We start from the raw sequence: 15,408 nt of genomic DNA, 5'->3' as shown, positions 1-15,408 counted from the left end.
CGTCATCACTCAACCCGCGGCAGTCTCCATGCGCACCGCGCCGCGGCGGTTCTGCCCGAAGGCAACCACACAGTTGCGCCCCGCGCCCTTGGCGTTATAAAGCGCCTGGTCGGCGGACTTGAGCACTTCTTCAGGCGTGCGTTGCTCCAGGCGTTCCGCGACGCCGATGCTGACCGTCACCGAGACGCTGGACGCACCGGCGCCGGAGCGGCGCTGGCGGCCTTGTTGATCGTCCTGGGGTCGGCTGTCGGGATTGCGCAGTTGGATCGCATACGTCTCGATGGACTGGCGGATGACTTCCAGATGGGGCATGCACTCGTCGATGGTCTTGCCCGCGAACACCAGGGCAAATTCCTCGCCGCCGTAGCGATACGCCCTACCGCCACCGCCGATTTTTGACAATTTGCTGGCCACCAGGCGCAGCACCTGGTCACCCACATCGTGGCCGTGGGTGTCGTTGAATTTCTTGAAGTGATCCACGTCGCTCATCGCCAGCACATAATTGCGCCCCAGGCGCTGCATGCGTTCGTTCAATGCGCGGCGGCCCGGCAAGCCGGTAAGTTCGTCACGGAAGGCCATCTGGTAGGCCTCGTGGGCGACCGCGGCGGCAACCATCAACATCACCTGGCTGCACATGATGTTCAGGGTGAACGGCAGGATGAAGGTTTTCGGCAACATCCAGAACAACCCCAGCACCCCCACCAATTGCGCAGCATGCAGTGGCCGGGGGTTGCGCCAATATTGCCAGGCCAGCAGCAGGAACGCGGCAGCGAACATCGGGTAAGACAATTGGATCAAGCTCATCCAGGCGCCGTGCAACGCCGGCCAGCGGATCTCCGAAAGCCACAACAACAAGGCCTGGGGGAAACTCTGCTCCAGGGCCAGCGCCACGCTGCCAAAGACCAGCAACACCGCGAACCGCGCCACCATGTCCTGGAACAGATGGGTGCGCTCCTGCCACGCCGCGAACAGCCCGAACAACAGCGGCAGCAACAGGCAGACGAGATGGAACACCACCGCCGCGTCTTCGCGCACCTTGCCATTGTCGCGGTAGAAGTCAGTCTGGGTGTCCAGCAGGAAATAGGCGATGTACACCGTGACCATCAGGAACAGCTCACGTTGACGTCGGTAGACCGCGCAATACGCCCCGCCCAGCAATAACACCAGGGTCGGGAGCACGTTGAACAGCGAGGTGAAGAAAACGTTGAGATCCTTGACGTAGGCAGCCGCAAGCCCCGCCAGCAACAACAGCAATGACGGTAGGAAATGGCTCAAACGTACAGCGGAAGAACGCGGCAAGGGGTAAAGCTCCGACCCGACTGATCAAAGATGGCATTGTGCCTGCAACTGGAGCAGTAAGGCACGCGAGATGTGACAGATGTCACACTGCCATCGCTGTAACGGCAGAGGGGGCGGTTTTCTTAGGGTCGAGTTGGATGAATATTGTTTCAGAATCGCCGTCAATCCCTGTGGGAGCGAGCTTGCTCGCGATAGCGTTTGTTCAGTCAGCACCTTTCATGGCTGACACACCGCTATCGCGAGCAAGCTCGCTCCCACAAGGGCCTGCGGTGGATACAGATTTTCGGCAGACATGAAAAAGCCGCTGCTCCCGAAGGAACAGCGGCTTTTGGAAGCACCGCGTGAGGCTTAGTAGCCCAGCGCGAAGTCCTCTTCCTTCATGTCCATCAGGTTGTTGGCACCCGACAGCATGGTTGCCACGTGAGTACGGGTACGCGGCAGGATGCGCTGGAAGTAGAAGCGCGCGGTCTGCAACTTGGCGGTGTAGAAGGCTTCTTCAGTGGTGCCGGCTGCGAGTTTTTCCGCCGCCAGGCGCGCCATGTCGGCCCAGAAATAGGCCAGGCAGGCGTAACCGGAGTACATCAAGTAATCCACCGATGCCGCGCCGACTTCTTCGCGATCCTTCATGGCCGCCATGCCGACCTTCATGGTCAGCTCGCCCCACTCCTTGTTCAGCGCAGCCAGGGGTTCTACGAACTCCTTGAGCGCTTCGTTGCCTTCGTTGCCCTGGCAGAACTTGTGGACGATCTTGGTGAAACCCTTGAGTGCCTCACCTTGGGTCATCAGCACTTTACGGCCCAGCAGGTCGAGGGCCTGGATGCCGGTGGTGCCTTCGTACAGCATCGAGATACGGCTGTCGCGAACGTTCTGCTCCATGCCCCACTCGGCGATGAAGCCGTGGCCGCCATAGATCTGCACGCCATGGTTGGCCGATTCGAAGCCGACTTCAGTCATGAACGCCTTGGCGATCGGCGTCATGAACGCCAGCAGCGCGTCAGCTTTCTTCTTCTCTTCTTCATCCACGCCGTACTTGACGATGTCGACCTGCTTGGCGGTGAAGTAGACCATCGCCCGGTTACCTTCGGCGAAAGCCTTCATGGTCAGCAGCATGCGACGCACGTCAGGGTGCACGATGATCGGGTCGGCGGCCTTGTCTGGCGCTTTCGGGCCAGTCAGGGAACGCATTTGCAGACGATCGCGGGCATATTTCAGGCCGCCCTGGAAGCCGATCTCGGCATGGGCCAGACCTTGCAGCGCGGTGCCCAGGCGTGCGGTGTTCATGAAGGTGAACATGCAGTTCAGGCCTTTGTTCGCCGGGCCGATCAGGAAACCGGTGGCCGCGTCGAAGTTCATCACGCAGGTGGCGTTGCCGTGGATGCCCATCTTGTGTTCCAGGGAACCGCAGCTCACCGCGTTGCGCTGGCCGATGGAGCCGTCGGCGTTAGGCAGGAACTTGGGAACGATGAACAGCGAAATGCCCTTGGTGCCAGCCGGTGCGTCCGGCAGGCGTGCCAGCACGATGTGGACGATGTTGTCGGCCATGTCGTGTTCGCCGGCCGAAATGAAGATTTTCGTACCGGAAACCTTGTAGGAACCGTCGGCCTGAGGCTCGGCCTTGGTGCGCAGCATGCCCAGGTCGGTGCCGCAGTGCGGCTCGGTCAGGCACATGGTGCCGGTCCATTCACCGGATACCAGCTTGGTCAGGTAAGCCTCTTGCTGCTCGGGCGTACCGTGCTCGGAAATCGTATTCATTGCGCCATGGGACAGGCCCGGGTACATGCCCCACGACCAGTTGGCTTCACCGACCATCTCGCTGACCGCCAGGCCCAGGGACTCCGGCAGGCCTTGACCGCCGTGCTCGACGTCGTGGGCCAGGCTTGGCCAGCCGCCTTCGACGAATTGCTTGTAGGCTTCCTTGAAACCGGTCGGGGTCTTCACGCCGGACTCGCTCCAGGTGCAGCCTTCGAGGTCGCCCACGCGGTTCAGCGGAGCCAGTACCTGCTCACAAAACTTGGCGCCTTCTTCGAGAATGGCGTCAACCATGTCCGGAGTTGCGTCCTGGCAAGCCGGAAGGCTCTGATAATGCGCTTCGTAACCGAGCAGTTCGTCACGAACGAAGCGAATATCACGCAAGGGGGCCTTGTAGTCAGGCATAGCGATAAACCTCTGCTGATGTAACCGGGAATGAACGACCGCGTGGATTTGTTGTGGCGGTCAAACAGTTGTTTGAAACATACGTTTACGCCCAAATCTTGTCAAGCGCCGATCTTTTGCCGTTCGTCATCAGCCTGGGAAAAATGTCGGGCACGGGAAATCCATCGCGCGGAAGAATCCGCGAAGCGCGTAGGAAAAGATTAGTTGAGCAATAAGACGTTAGAGACAAGAACGCCGCGAATAATCGCGGCGTTTTCGTAAAATCTGAAGCACAGGATCAAGCGAAGGTGTCGATCAACGTACCAAGCATTTCGTCGGATGCCTTGGCGACATTCACGCCAAGTTGCACCTGAAACTTGCCTTGGGACATTTCCACTATGTTAGCGGCCATGTCCGACTGCTGGCTGCGATCCACCGAACGCAGGCGATCGACCTGTACTTCGGACGACTGGCTGGTGACCGAACGCTCGATCGTGTTGTTGGCGATCTGGCTGGAGGCTTGATCGACGCGGTTCTGCCCTGTCTGAATCGTGCTCAGACCGGCATAGAACGCGGTGTTTCCTGAGATTTCCATGGCAGAGCTCGTCTTCTTGAAGGGTCGACAATGGTCATTGAATCAGAACCCCAAGGAAAAGACCCGACAAAAACACTAATGGCACAGTGCCTTGTCATAGTGAAAACCTTCCCTCGGGTGATTAATCCAGCAAATCCAGGTGCAGATGCTCGGCCACGATTTCGGCCGTGATGCCTTTGAGCCTCGGTACTCGCCCCAGGCACGGCGCCGGGAGGCGTTCGGCCAGGGTGGCGAGATTTTCTTCCAGGCGCGAGGTCTTCGGATCAATGATATTCGCCACCCAGCCGGCCAGTTGCAGGCCGTCCCGGGCGATGGCCTCGGCGGTCAGCAAGGCGTGGCTGATGCACCCCAGGCGCACGCCTACCACCAGGATCACCGGCAGGCCCAAGGCTATTGCCAGGTCTGAAAGATTATCCTGATCGGCCAACGGCACACGCCAGCCGCCCGCGCCCTCTATCAAGGTGAAATCGGCCTTAAGGGCCAGCACCTCACGCATTGGCCCCAGCAAGGATTGCACCGTCAGCGCCACGCCGGCTTCCCGGGCGGCCAGGTGCGGCGCGATGGCCGGTTCGAACGCCACCGGATTGACCTGTGCATAAGTCAACGGTATCGAGCATTCGGCCAGCAAGGCCAAGGCATCGGCGTTGCGCAGGCCCTTGGGCGTCACGTCGCAACCAGAGGCCACGGGTTTTCCGGCAGCCGTGCTCATGCCGGCCTGTCGCGCGGCGTGCAGCAGGCCTGCCGCGACGGTGGTCTTGCCCACGTCGGTGTCAGTGCCAGTAATGAAATAGGCATGGCTCATAGCGGTTTCTCCAAAACGGCGTAGACCACCTGGTAAGTCGCCGGCAGCCCTTGGGCCTGACGAAACTGCTCGTAGGCCTTAACCAGCGCCAGGATTCGCGCCCTGCCGGTCAAGCCACCGGGGCGACCGGGGTTCAGATTATGGGCGCCCAAGGCTTTCAACTCGTGAGTCAGGCTGCGCACGTCGGGGTAATGCAACACATGGGGACGGTTTTCAAGCCTGACAACCTTCAGCCCGCTGTCCGCGCAAAGGTGTTGATACGTCTCGAACGCCCGGAAACGGTTGACGTGCACCAAGCCATCCACCTGACGCCAACTGTCGCGCAATTCGTACAAAGTACCCACGCAAAGGCTGGTGAAGGCAAACACCCCACCCGGTTTCAACACACGATAGGCCTCGCTCAACACCGAGGCAAAATCCGCACACCACTGCACCGCCAGGCTGGAGAACACCAGGTCGCAGCTCGCCGCCTGCAAAGGCAACCGCTCAGCGTCGCCAGCGATAAAATGCGCGGCGCCACCTTGGGGACGAGCATGGTTGAGCATGCCTTCGGCGATGTCCAACGCCAGGCCGCTGGTCACGCCAAAACGCGCGCCCAGGGCCCGGGTGAAATAGCCGGTGCCGCAACCCAGGTCCAGCCAACGCTGCGGGATAAACGAGTGCGGCAAGCGCCCGAGCAACTGTTGGCCGACGTCGCGCTGCAGTTCGGCCACGCTGTCATAGCTGGTCGCCGCCCGGGAAAACGAGGCTGCCACCTGACGCTTGTCGGGCAAGGCGCCGGGCAATTTGGGAAGAGACAGATCAGTCATCGCCGGACTCATGCAAAAAAGCCTGGATCGCCCCTGCGACACCGTGCGGGTCCTCCAGAAGGAATCCATGGCTGGCCTGTTCGATCAGGCCGATTTCGACATCCGGTAGCAAGACCAGCAACTCAGTCGCAGCTTCGGCCGGCACCAGGGCATCGAGCCCGGCGAACAGATGCAGTTGCGGGCCACGAAAGCTCTGCAATGCGGCGCGAGTGTCCAGTTGCGCCAACAGTTCGAGCCCGGCCATCAACACTTCGGGCGAAGTGCTTGGCGCCCCGGCCGATAACAACCGCGACAACCCACGCGGATCGCTGCAGCCTTGGGCACACAGCAAACTGAAGCGCTTGAGGGTCTGGCGTGGATCGGCCGCACAGCCGGCGAGAAAACCATCGAAGGTTTCTCCATCCATCGCGCTCGGCCATTGCTCATGGGCAACAAAGGACGGATTGCTCGCCAGGGTCAGCAGGCCGCAGCAGCGCTCACCCCGACGCGCCGCCAGCGCCGAGGCCAGCATGCCACCCAGGGACCAGCCGCCCAGCCAGGCGTCCTGAGGTACGGTGGCGTCCAATTCTTCAAGCCATTCATTGGGATCATTCGATGCCAATGCCGGCAACGGTTCGATTTCCACTCGCAGGTGTTCGTCGAGCCCTTGCAACGCTGCCGCCAGCGGCTCCAGCGGTGAAACGCCCAAGCCCCAGCCCGGCAGCAATATCAGTCGATCACGCATCGTTTGGCTCCGGCCCCAACAGGGCAAAACACTCGGCCAGTGCATTCAACAATAGCTGCACCTGGGCCTCGCTGTGAGCGGCGGTCAGGGTCACGCGCAAACGGGCGCTGCCGGCCGGCACGGTGGGCGGGCGGATCGCCGTGACCATCAGCCCGCGCTCACGCAGCATCTGCGACAAGCGCATGGCACGCCCCGCATCGCCAATCAGGATCGGCTGGATCGGCGTGAAGCTGTCCATCAATTGCAGGCCGATCTGCTCGGCGCCCTGGCGGAACTGACGAATCAGCACCTGCAAGTGCTCGCGCCGCCAATGCTCGCTGCGCAGCAGCTCAAGGCTCTTGAGCGTGGCGCAGGCCAGGGCCGGCGGTTGGCTGGTGGTGTAGATGTAGGGGCGGGCGAATTGGATCAGGCTTTCGATCAGTTCTTCACTGCCGGCGACAAAAGCCCCGGCGGTGCCAAAGGCCTTGCCCAGGGTGCCCACCAGCACCGGCACGTCATCCTGGCTCAGGCCAAAATGCTCGACGATACCGCCGCCATGGGCCCCCAGTGGACCGAAACCGTGGGCATCGTCGACCATCAGCCAGGCGCCCTTGGCCTTGGCTTCACGGGCCAAGGCCGGCAGGTCGGCAATGTCGCCGTCCATGCTGAATACGCCGTCGGTGACCACCAGGGTATTGCCGGTGGCTTTCTCCAGGCGGTTGGCCAGGCTTTGGGCATCGTTGTGCAGGTACCGGTTGAAACGCGCACCGGACAACAGCCCGGCGTCGAGCAGCGAAGCATGATTGAGGCGGTCCTCCAGCACCGTGTCGCCCTGCCCCACCAGCGCGGTGACCGCACCGAGGTTGGCCATGTAGCCGGTGGTGAACAGCAACGCCCGCGGGCGGCCGGTCAGGTCGGCCAAGGCTTCTTCCAGGGCGTGATGCGGGCTGCTGTGGCCGATCACCAAATGGGAGGCGCCACCCCCGACACCCCAACGCAGCGCCCCGGCGCGCCAGGCTTCGATCACTTGCGGGTGATTGGCCAGGCCCAGGTAATCGTTGTTGCAGAACGCCAGCAACGGCTGGCCGTCCACCACCACTTCCGGGCCCTGCGGGCTTTCGAGCAGCGGGCGCTGGCGATAGAGGTTGTCGGCACGACGGGCAGCCAGGCGTGCGGCGAGATCGAAGGGCATGCAGGCCTCAACTGTTTAAAGACTGGCCAAAGCCCCTTGTGGGAGCGAGCTTGCTCGCGATGAGACCATTACATTCAACATTTCTGTCGGCTGTTATACCGTCATCGCGAGCAAGCTCGCTCCCACAGGGTCTTGCATTCCAATCCGGGAATCGGTGAGTGGTCAAACAGCGGCGTTATAGAACTGCTCGCTGCTCTTCTGCTCCACCAGCGCCTGTTCAATCGCTGCCTGGTGCACTTCGTCGGCATGTTCTTCGCGGGCTTCGGGCTGAATGCCCAGGCGTGCGAACAACTGCATGTCCTTGTCGGCTTGCGGGTTGGCGGTGGTCAACAGCTTGTCGCCGTAGAAAATCGAGTTGGCGCCGGCAAAAAATGCCAGGGCTTGCATCTGCTCGTTCATCGCTTCACGGCCAGCGGAGAGGCGCACATGGGACTGGGGCATCATGATCCGCGCCACGGCGAGCATGCGGATGAAATCGAACGGATCGATGTCCTCGGCATTCTCCAGCGGCGTGCCGGCGACTTTGACCAGCATGTTGATCGGCACCGATTCCGGGTGCTCCGGCAGGTTCGCCAGTTGGATCAGCAGGTTGGCGCGGTCATCCAGGGACTCGCCCATGCCGAGGATGCCGCCGGAGCAGATCTTCATCCCCGAATCACGCACATAGGCCAGGGTTTGCAGGCGCTCGCTGTAGGTGCGGGTGGTGATGATGCTGCCGTAGAACTCCGGCGAGGTGTCGAGGTTGTGGTTGTAGTAGTCCAGGCCGGCCTGGGCCAGCGCTTCGGTCTGTTCCTGGTCGAGGCGGCCCAGGGTCATGCAGGTTTCCAGGCCCATGGCCTTCACGCCTTTGACCATTTCCAGCACATACGGCATGTCCTTGGCCGACGGATGCTTCCAGGCCGCGCCCATGCAGAAACGGGTCGAACCGATGGCCTTGGCCCGTGCAGCCTCTTCGAGGACCTTCTGCACTTCGAGCAATTTCTCTTTATCCAGGCCGGTGTTGTAGTGACCGGACTGCGGACAATATTTGCAATCTTCCGGGCACGCGCCGGTCTTGATCGACAGCAGGGTGGAAACCTGGACGCGGTTGGCGTCGAAGTGCGCGCGGTGCACGGTCTGCGCCTGGAACAGCAGGTCATTGAATGGCTGGACGAAGAGTGCTTTGACTTCGGCCAAAGACCAGTCATGACGCAGGTTGGCAGTGGTGCTGGCGCTCATGGGCATTTCCTTGATTATGCTTGGCTGGCGCCTGAGGTATGGAATACCCACAGGTGCGACACGGATGTTCGGCATATTTAAGGAAGAGCCATGCGCTGTCAACCACGATACAAAGGACCGGTTTACATCTGGTTAAAAAACAAACAATCCTGCCTGCTGTGTGGCGAACGCGCCGATACGCCGCAGCCCATCTGCACCCCCTGCGAAAGCGAGCTGCCCTGGCTCGGCGATCAATGCAGCGTTTGCGCCCTGCCGCTGCCCATGGCCGGACTGCGTTGCGGCCAATGCGCCTCGCAGCCGCCGGCCTTCGAGCGGGTCCTGGCGCCCTGGGCCTACGATTTCCCGGTGGACAGCCTGATCACCCGTTTCAAGCACCAAGCGAAATGGCCCCTGGGCCGGCTGATGGGCGAATTATTGGCTCAGTCGCTGCAGCATCATTTCGACGAAGGGCTGGAACGGCCCGACGCACTGGTACCGGTGCCACTGGCGACCCGACGTTTGCGCCAGCGCGGTTTCAACCAGGCGGCGCTGCTGGCCCGCTGGCTCAGTGGGCCGCTGGCGATCCCTTGCGAAGAACACCTGCTGCGACGCACCCAGGACACTCCCGCCCAGCAGGCACTCGATGCCAGGGCTCGGCGACGGAACCTGCGTCAGGCCTTTGCCCTGGCGCCCCAGGCCGCGTTGCGCAACCGTCACCTGGCGTTGGTCGACGATGTGCTCACCACGGGTGCCACGGCCCAGGCACTGGCCGCATTGCTGCTCGATGCCGGCGCTGCGCGGGTCGATGTGTACTGCCTGGCGCGCACGCCGAAACCCGGTGACTTGGCTTGACGCGCCACGCCCAAGGCGCCAACGTCCGCTCATCGACCTTACACGCAGCTTTCCGTCATGTCCTTGCCCACGCTTCTGACCCAGCACATCGTTCGGCGACCACAACGCATCGCCCTGTTGCAGCACATCGCCGAACAAGGCTCTATCACCCGCGCCGCCAAGAGCGCGGGCCTGAGTTACAAGGCGGCGTGGGATGCCATCGATGAGTTGAACAACTTGGCGAACCAGCCGCTGGTGGAACGCAGCGTCGGCGGCAAGGGCGGTGGCGGCGCCAAGTTGTCGGAGGAAGGCCAACGCGTGCTGCGCCTGTATCAGCGCCTGCAAGCCCTGCAAGCGCAATTGCTGGAAGCGAGCGAGGATGCCGGCGACCTGGGCCTGCTCAGTCGCTTGATGCTGCGCACCAGCGCCCGCAATCAATTGCATGGCAAGGTCCTGGGCATCGAGACTCAGGGCCACAATGACCGGGTACGCCTGGAGCTGGCTCGGGGCCTGGTCATCGAAGCCCAGATCACCCACGACAGCACGCTGCGCCTGGAGCTGGATGTAGGCACCGACGTGGTGGCGCTGATCAAGGCCGGCTGGCTGCAATTACACTCCGTCGAACAAGCGGAAAAACCGGGGATCAATGCGCTGCGCGGCATGATCGAACACGTCGACGCAGCCGAAGACGGCCCCAGCGAAGTGCGTATCGGCCTGCCCAACGGCCAGACGCTGTGCGCGCTGGCCGACCCGCTTGAGCTACAAAAGCAGCATCTGCAAGGCGGCTCACCGGTGCAAGTAACGTTTTCAGCGACAAATGTGCTGCTCGGCACACCGCTGTAGCGCGCTGCAACAATAGTTTCATCGACCCGCTTTAAGGTGACTGCCAAAACCAGCAGGGAGCCTGAGATGAGCCTATTAGAAGAAAACCAATCCACCGACCTGGAAAAGATCGTCGGCCTTAGCCGTCGCAGCTTCATCAGCGCCGGCGCCCTGTGCGGCGCGGCGATGTTCCTGGGCGGCAACCTGCTGAGCCGCAGCGTCCTGGCCGCCGCCGTGAGCGAAGGCAACAGCCGCCTCCTGGGCTTCAACAGCATCGCCGCCGCCACGGCCGACACCATCACCCTGCCGCCGGGCTACAAGTCCTCGGTACTGATCAGTTGGGGCCAGCCCCTGCAGAAAAATGCACCGGCCTTCGACCCCAGTGGCAACGGCACCGCCCGCGCACAGGAAGTGCAATTCGGCGACAACAACGACGGCATGAGCCTGTTCCCGTTCCCCGACGACAAGAACCGGGCGCTGATGGCGATCAACAATGAGTACACCAACTACCAATACCTGTTCCCTCACGGCGGCCAGCCGCAGTCGGCCGAGGACGTGCGCAAGGCCCAGGCCAGCGAAGGGGTGTCGGTGATCGAGATCCAGCGTCGTCGCGGCCAGTGGCAGTTCGTCCAGGAGTCGCGTTACAACCGCAGAATCCACGGCAACACGCCGATTCGCCTGCGTGGCCCAGCCGCCGGGCACGACCTGCTGAAAACCAGTGCTGACAAGAGTGGCAAGAAAGTGCTGGGTACTTTCCAGAACTGCGCCAACGGCATGACGCCTTGGGGTACTTACCTGACCTGCGAAGAAAACTTCACTGACTGCTTCGGTAGCAGCAAGTCAGACCTGCAGTTCGACGCTGCACAGAAACGCTATGGCGCCACGGTCACCAGCAGTGAAATCAACTGGCACTTGCACGACCCGCGCTTTGACCTGGCGAAAAACCCCAACGAACTCAATCGCCACGGTTGGGTGGTGGAAATCGACCCGTTCGATCCGCTATCCACTCCGGTAAAACGTACCGCCCTGGGCCGCTTCAAACACGAAAACGCCGCCCTGGCGCAGACCAATGACGGTCGCGCCGTGGTGTACATGGGCGATGACGAACGTGGCGAGTTCATTTACAAGTTCGTCAGCCGCGAGCGCATCAATCACCGCAACGCCAAGGCCAATCGTAACCTGCTGGACCATGGCACCTTGTACGTGGCGCGCTTCGATGCCGGCGACGGCAATCCTGACCACCCGAAAGGCAAGGGCCAGTGGATCGAGTTGACCCACGGTAAGAACGGCCTCGACGCCAGCAGTGGTTTCGCCGACCAGGCCGAAGTGCTCATCCATGCGCGCCTGGCCGCCAGTGCCGTGGGCGCAACCCGTATGGATCGCCCGGAGTGGATCGTGGTCAGCCCCAAGGATGGCCAGGTCTATTGCACCCTGACCAACAACTCCAAGCGCGGCGACGCCGGTCTACCGGTGGACGGGCCCAACCCTCGGGCCAAGAACGTCTACGGGCAGATCCTGCGCTGGAAAACCGACCGCGACGATCACGCCTCCAAGACCTTCGACTGGGACTTGTTCGTGGTTGCCGGCAACCCGACGGTACACGCCGGCACGCCGAAAGCCGGGTCGTCCAACATCAACCCGCAGAACATGTTCAACAGCCCTGATGGCCTGGGCTTCGACAAGGGCGGGCGGCTGTGGATCCAGACCGACGGCGACTCGAGCAACGCTGGCGACTTCGCGGGCATGGGCAACAACCAGATGCTCTGCGCCGACCCCAACAGCGGTGAAATCCGCCGTTTCATGGTCGGGCCGGTGGGCTGCGAAGTGACCGGAATCAGCTTCTCGCCGGACTACAAGGCTATGTTCGTCGGGATCCAGCATCCCAGCGGCGGCTCGACCTTCCCTGAGCACTTGCCCAACGGCAAGCCGCGGTCTTCGGTGATGGTGATTACTCGTGAGGATGGCGGGGTCATCGGCGCCTGATCTGGCCTCATCGCGAGCAAGCTCGCTCCCACAATGGGTCCGCCTATCCCTGTGGGAGCGAGCTTGCTCGCGATAGCGTCAGCACAGCCACCACCTATCTGCCTCTGTCTGCGCTACCATGCTGGGCCGGACGCGGCAGCCCTGCCGCTGCGCAGGAGTCAGCATGTCCCATCCGTTTGAAACCCTCACGCCCGACCTGGTGCTCGATGCCGTTGAAAGCATTGGCTTTCTCAGCGACGCCCGCGTGTTGGCCCTCAACAGCTACGAGAACCGTGTCTATCAGGTGGGCATCGAAGACGCCGAGCCGCTGATCGCCAAGTTCTATCGCCCTCAGCGCTGGACCAACGAAGCGATCCTGGAAGAGCACAGCTTTACCTTCGAACTGGCCGAATACGAAGTGCCCGTGGTCGCGCCGCTGATCCACAACGGCACCAGCCTGCACGAACACGCCGGGTTTCGTTTCACCCTGTTCCCCCGTCGCGGCGGTCGCGCACCGGAGCCGGGCAACCTCGATCAGCTCTATCGCCTGGGACAATTGCTCGGGCGCCTGCACGCGGTCGGGGCGACCCGTGCGTTCGAGCATCGTGAAGCCCTGGGCGTGAAGAACTTCGGCCACGATTCGCTGGCCACCGTGCTGGCAAGCGGCTTCGTCCCGCGTAGCTTGCTGCCGGCCTACGAGTCGGTCGCCCGGGACCTGCTCAAGCGCGTCGAAGAGGTCTACGCCGCCACGCCCCACCAGAACATCCGCATGCACGGCGATTGCCACCCGGGCAACATGATGTGCCGTGACGAGGTGTTCCACATCGTCGACCTGGACGACTGCCGCATGGGCCCAGCGGTGCAGGACTTGTGGATGATGCTCGCCGGCGATCGCCAGGAATGCCTGGGGCAATTGTCGGAGTTGATGGACGGCTACCGTGAGTTCCACGACTTCGACCCGCGGGAATTGGCGCTGATCGAGCCGCTGCGGGCCCTGCGCCTGATGCACTACAGCGCCTGGCTGGCGCGACGCTGGGACGACCCGGCGTTTCCACGCAGCTTCCCGTGGTTCGGCAGCGAACGCTACTGGGGCGACCAGGTGCTGGCGTTGCGCGAGCAATTGGCGGCGCTCAATGAAGAGCCGTTGAAACTGTTTTGACCCTACTGTTGGTCCCCCTGTGGGAGCGAGCTTGCTCGCGATGGCGATCGAACATTCGACACTCTGTCGACTGAGACACCGCTATCGCGAGCAAGCTCGCTCCCACAGGAATCTGCGGTGATTGTGCACAATGTTCACAGCACAACCAGAAAAATCTCCTTACAATCACCTCTTTGTTAGCTGCCTAAGCAAGGATTCTGCATGCAAGCCGCCAACCCGCGTCGCGGGTACATCCTGGGCCTGAGTGCCTACATCATCTGGGGTCTGTTCCCGATCTACTTCAAGGCCATTGCCAGCGTACCGTCGGTGGAGATCATCATCCACCGGGTGTTGTGGTCGGCCCTGTTCGGCGCGGCGTTGCTGATGGTCTGGAAACACCCGGGCTGGTGGCGCGAACTGCGGGACAACCCACAACGCCTGGCGATCCTCGCCCTGAGCGGGACGCTGATCGCGGCCAATTGGCTGACCTATGTCTGGGCGGTGAACAACGGCCGCATGCTCGAAGCCAGCCTGGGTTACTACATCAACCCGCTGGTGAACGTATTGCTGGGCATGTTGCTATTGGGCGAGCGCCTGCGCCGCATGCAATGGCTGGCGGTGGGGTTGGCGGCGGTCGGCGTGGCGCAGCAGGTCTGGCAAGTGGGCAGCCTGCCGTGGGTGTCGCTGGTGCTGGCGCTGACCTTCGGTTTCTATGGGCTGATCCGTAAACAAGCACCGGTCAAGGCATTGCCCGGGCTGGTGGTGGAAACCTGGATGCTGGTGCCGATCGCCATCGCCTGGTTGCTGTTCAACCCCACCGCCACCAGTGCCCAGGCCGCTTTCTGGACCACTTCCGAAGCCTGGTGGCTGGTGGCGGCCGGCCCCGTGACGCTGGTGCCGTTGGTGTGTTTCAACGCCGCAACACGGCATTTGCCCTACACCACCATCGGTTTTCTCCAGTACATCGCGCCGACGCTGGTGCTGCTGCTCGCCGTGATGCTGTTCGGTGAGCACCTGTCGTCCAGCACGCTGGTGGCGTTCCTGTTTATCTGGGCCGGGCTGGCGGTGTACAGCGTCGATGCCGTGATCAGCATGCGCCGGCGCAGCTGATCAAAAAACATACAACCCTCTACAGGCCACGTCCGCCGTGGCCTGCACTCATTCTTCCCAAGGTTATCCACAGCGTGATCCCCGCCGTTTGTGCACAAGCCTTTGAAAACTGGTGATTTTTTGACCATTGCTCGCTGAAGCCCGGCGGGCCTGGGCTGGCGCCGGGTCTCTACAGGTTATCCACAGGCAGGCGCAGTTTTTCCTTGGATAACCTTCGTTACGCTTCGTCGCTGAGCTTGAGCTCCACCATCAACTCATCGGCCAGGGTTTCCAGGCGCTCCTGCAACGTCTCCAGCGACAGGGTCAATGGCACCCCCAGGATCGCTTCGGCGTGGAACAGCAACTCGCTGCTCATCGGCGCTGGCCGAACATCGGTCACCAAGCGCTCGACATTCACTCCCTGCTCACTCAACAACCGGGTGATGTCCCGCACGATGCCGGGACGATCGTTGCCCACCAGCTCCATGGCGATGGGTTTCCAGGTGCAGGACTCTTCGACGGCGCTTTCAGCTATCAGCACGCGAATGCCGTGAGTCGAGAGCCCCTGCAAGGCTTCGATCAGTTCCTCATGGGCCTCGGCCGGGGCGCTGAGGCGCAGGATCCCGGCGAACTGCCCGGCCAGGTGCGACATGCGGCTTTCCAGCCAGTTACCGCCATGTTCGGCGATGCAATCGGCAATGCGCTCGACCTGCCCGGGCTTGTCCGGGGCGAAAACAGTGATGACGAGGTGGTCCATGGCGCAGTCCTCTTGTTGTGGAAGGGACAGTATAGGCAGGTGATCGCAAGCAGACCGCGGGCCTCGGTATTTATACCTC

14 protein-coding genes are annotated in these 15,408 nt (G+C 62.1%); 5 read left to right on the top strand and 9 right to left on the bottom strand.

Going from position 1 to position 15,408, the window contains the following annotated elements:
• Positions 1 to 9: 9 nt before the first annotated feature.
• From LQ215_RS12320 to bioB, 8 genes are all read right to left on the bottom strand, one after another.
• Positions 10 to 1,299 (bottom strand): GGDEF domain-containing protein, encoded by a 1,290-nt coding sequence (locus LQ215_RS12320; RefSeq protein ID WP_230150116.1) that lies wholly within the window; start codon positions 1,297 to 1,299, stop codon positions 10 to 12.
• A 348-nt stretch (positions 1,300 to 1,647) separates the two neighbouring features.
• Positions 1,648 to 3,453 carry a phenylacyl-CoA dehydrogenase gene (locus tag LQ215_RS12315; protein ID WP_230150115.1) on the bottom strand — a complete coding sequence of 602 codons (1,806 nt, stop codon included), beginning with the start codon at positions 3,451 to 3,453 and terminating at the stop codon, positions 1,648 to 1,650.
• A 277-nt stretch (positions 3,454 to 3,730) separates the two neighbouring features.
• A complete protein-coding gene (locus LQ215_RS12310) occupies positions 3,731 to 4,027 on the bottom strand; it encodes a pyrroloquinoline quinone biosynthesis protein PqqE (protein ID WP_230150112.1) in 297 nt (98 codons plus the stop codon).
• 121 nt (positions 4,028 to 4,148) lie between these two features.
• Positions 4,149 to 4,829 carry a dethiobiotin synthase gene (gene bioD / locus LQ215_RS12305; RefSeq protein ID WP_230150110.1) on the bottom strand — a complete coding sequence of 227 codons (681 nt, stop codon included), beginning with the start codon at positions 4,827 to 4,829 and terminating at the stop codon, positions 4,149 to 4,151.
• Positions 4,826 to 5,638 carry a malonyl-ACP O-methyltransferase BioC gene (gene bioC, locus LQ215_RS12300; RefSeq protein ID WP_230150108.1) on the bottom strand — a complete coding sequence of 271 codons (813 nt, stop codon included), beginning with the start codon at positions 5,636 to 5,638 and terminating at the stop codon, positions 4,826 to 4,828. The genes bioD and bioC overlap by 4 nt, the downstream gene beginning before the upstream one ends.
• Complete coding sequence (locus LQ215_RS12295; RefSeq protein WP_230150106.1) at positions 5,631 to 6,362, bottom strand: alpha/beta fold hydrolase; 732 nt, start codon at positions 6,360 to 6,362, stop codon at positions 5,631 to 5,633. Before LQ215_RS12295 ends, bioC begins: the two co-directional genes overlap by 8 nt.
• Complete coding sequence (bioF, locus tag LQ215_RS12290; RefSeq protein ID WP_230150097.1) at positions 6,355 to 7,533, bottom strand: 8-amino-7-oxononanoate synthase; 1,179 nt, start codon at positions 7,531 to 7,533, stop codon at positions 6,355 to 6,357. Before bioF ends, LQ215_RS12295 begins: the two co-directional genes overlap by 8 nt.
• Before the next feature lie 162 nt (positions 7,534 to 7,695).
• Positions 7,696 to 8,751, bottom strand: a complete 1,056-nt coding sequence (gene bioB / locus LQ215_RS12285) for a biotin synthase BioB (RefSeq protein ID WP_014340550.1) — start codon at positions 8,749 to 8,751, stop codon at positions 7,696 to 7,698.
• 90 nt (positions 8,752 to 8,841) lie between these two features.
• Between bioB and LQ215_RS12280 the strand changes: the two genes are divergently transcribed.
• The 5 genes from LQ215_RS12280 (at position 8,842) to rarD (ending at position 14,593) form a co-directional block, all read left to right on the top strand.
• A complete protein-coding gene (locus LQ215_RS12280) occupies positions 8,842 to 9,582 on the top strand; it encodes a ComF family protein (protein ID WP_230150096.1) in 741 nt (246 codons plus the stop codon).
• A 57-nt stretch (positions 9,583 to 9,639) separates the two neighbouring features.
• Positions 9,640 to 10,404: a TOBE domain-containing protein gene (locus LQ215_RS12275; RefSeq protein WP_230150093.1), complete on the top strand. Its 765-nt coding sequence runs from the start codon at positions 9,640 to 9,642 to the stop codon at positions 10,402 to 10,404.
• Positions 10,405 to 10,470: 66 nt separating this feature from the next.
• Positions 10,471 to 12,366 (top strand): PhoX family protein, encoded by a 1,896-nt coding sequence (locus LQ215_RS12270; protein ID WP_230150091.1) that lies wholly within the window; start codon positions 10,471 to 10,473, stop codon positions 12,364 to 12,366.
• 163 nt (positions 12,367 to 12,529) lie between these two features.
• Positions 12,530 to 13,504, top strand: a complete 975-nt coding sequence (locus LQ215_RS12265) for a serine/threonine protein kinase (RefSeq protein WP_212797879.1) — start codon at positions 12,530 to 12,532, stop codon at positions 13,502 to 13,504.
• Between the two features lie 201 nt (positions 13,505 to 13,705).
• Positions 13,706 to 14,593 (top strand): EamA family transporter RarD, encoded by an 888-nt coding sequence (rarD, locus tag LQ215_RS12260; RefSeq protein ID WP_058543405.1) that lies wholly within the window; start codon positions 13,706 to 13,708, stop codon positions 14,591 to 14,593.
• Between the two features lie 217 nt (positions 14,594 to 14,810).
• Here rarD and LQ215_RS12255 read toward each other — a convergent pair whose 3' ends face one another.
• Positions 14,811 to 15,329 carry a glycine cleavage system protein R gene (locus LQ215_RS12255; protein WP_058543404.1) on the bottom strand — a complete coding sequence of 173 codons (519 nt, stop codon included), beginning with the start codon at positions 15,327 to 15,329 and terminating at the stop codon, positions 14,811 to 14,813.
• Positions 15,330 to 15,408: the final 79 nt, after the last annotated feature.

Origin of the sequence: Pseudomonas brassicacearum (genome assembly GCF_918698105.1) — a bacterium.
Classification (GTDB): Bacteria; Pseudomonadota; Gammaproteobacteria; order Pseudomonadales; family Pseudomonadaceae; genus Aquipseudomonas; species Aquipseudomonas brassicacearum_F.
The sequence above is the reverse complement of the archived record's forward strand: the minus strand, read 5'-3'. Positions and strand labels throughout refer to the sequence as shown.

What these genes read in the sequence shown, in the direction of transcription:
- LQ215_RS12315 (WP_230150115.1), bottom strand. Translation starts at nt 3,453, where the DNA reads ATGCCTGACTACAAGGCCCCCTTGCGTGATATTCGCTTCGTTCGTGAC.
- LQ215_RS12310 (WP_230150112.1), bottom strand. Translation starts at nt 4,027, where the DNA reads ATGGAAATCTCAGGAAACACCGCGTTCTATGCCGGTCTGAGCACGATT.
- bioD (WP_230150110.1), bottom strand. Translation starts at nt 4,829, where the DNA reads ATGAGCCATGCCTATTTCATTACTGGCACTGACACCGACGTGGGCAAG.
- bioC (WP_230150108.1), bottom strand. Translation starts at nt 5,638, where the DNA reads ATGACTGATCTGTCTCTTCCCAAATTGCCCGGCGCCTTGCCCGACAAG.
- LQ215_RS12295 (WP_230150106.1), bottom strand. Translation starts at nt 6,362, where the DNA reads ATGCGTGATCGACTGATATTGCTGCCGGGCTGGGGCTTGGGCGTTTCA.
- bioF (WP_230150097.1), bottom strand. Translation starts at nt 7,533, where the DNA reads ATGCCCTTCGATCTCGCCGCACGCCTGGCTGCCCGTCGTGCCGACAAC.
- bioB (WP_014340550.1), bottom strand. Translation starts at nt 8,751, where the DNA reads ATGAGCGCCAGCACCACTGCCAACCTGCGTCATGACTGGTCTTTGGCC.
- LQ215_RS12280 (WP_230150096.1), top strand. Translation starts at nt 8,842, where the DNA reads ATGCGCTGTCAACCACGATACAAAGGACCGGTTTACATCTGGTTAAAA.
- LQ215_RS12275 (WP_230150093.1), top strand. Translation starts at nt 9,640, where the DNA reads ATGTCCTTGCCCACGCTTCTGACCCAGCACATCGTTCGGCGACCACAA.
- LQ215_RS12270 (WP_230150091.1), top strand. Translation starts at nt 10,471, where the DNA reads ATGAGCCTATTAGAAGAAAACCAATCCACCGACCTGGAAAAGATCGTC.
- LQ215_RS12265 (WP_212797879.1), top strand. Translation starts at nt 12,530, where the DNA reads ATGTCCCATCCGTTTGAAACCCTCACGCCCGACCTGGTGCTCGATGCC.
- rarD (WP_058543405.1), top strand. Translation starts at nt 13,706, where the DNA reads ATGCAAGCCGCCAACCCGCGTCGCGGGTACATCCTGGGCCTGAGTGCC.
- LQ215_RS12255 (WP_058543404.1), bottom strand. Translation starts at nt 15,329, where the DNA reads ATGGACCACCTCGTCATCACTGTTTTCGCCCCGGACAAGCCCGGGCAG.